Source organism: Luteitalea sp. (assembly GCA_009377605.1).
Classification (GTDB): Bacteria; Acidobacteriota; Vicinamibacteria; order Vicinamibacterales; family Vicinamibacteraceae; genus WHTT01.
In genome coordinates this window covers 1-634 of sequence record WHTT01000288.1, presented here as the reverse complement: position 1 = coordinate 634, position 634 = coordinate 1, and the positions used below count along the sequence as shown (strand labels likewise).

Genomic DNA, 634 nt, shown 5'->3' with positions numbered 1-634 from the left:
CCTGCCAGTCAAACGTCAACGCCGGAAACCGCGCCTCGAGCTCTCGACGGACCGTCTCGTCCAGCGGAGATCGACCGAAGACCTTCGCCGTGGGCGACGTCCGAAACCAATAGAGCACCCGCGGACGGGCAGTCCCGCCATCACGCCCCGCGTGCAACAGAGAGACGTGCTCGATGCCGCGCTTGTCGCGCAGGATGCGCAGAAACGGCAATGTTTAACGTCGCTTCCGGGCGCGCACGGCCTTGCCGGAGCGCTTGCCCGTGGTCTTGCGCGCTGGTGGAGCCTTGCGAGCCGCCGCTGCCCGACTCGGCCGCACGGTCCGCCCCGCAGAACGGTCGCGGGGCGCTGCGGTCTTCGCGGCGCGCTTCGCTGTCGCCCCACGCGCAGTCTTGATACTCTTGCCGGCCTGCCGGCTGCCGCTCGCGACGCGAGCGCGTCTGGGCTGCCCGACACTCTTGACCCGCGTCGATTTCTCGGCCGCCTGGGCCGAGGGCCTCACCCCCGTCGCCGCGCGGGTGACCTGCGTGAACCGAAACTGGTCGCCAAGCGTTAGGTAGCTCCAAATCTCGGATGGCGCCACGTGAAAGGCGGCGCATAAGCGGCGCGCGTTGTCGGCCGCCGCGGCCGGCACGTA

General features: G+C 69.9%; 1 protein-coding gene. It reads right to left on the bottom strand.

All coding sequences use genetic code 11. The features are described 5' to 3' along the window. On the bottom strand, positions 1–211 hold a 211-nt coding region (locus GEV06_28970), incomplete at its 3' end, for a hypothetical protein (GenBank protein MPZ21873.1). Between the last annotated feature and the right edge of the window lie 423 nt (positions 212–634).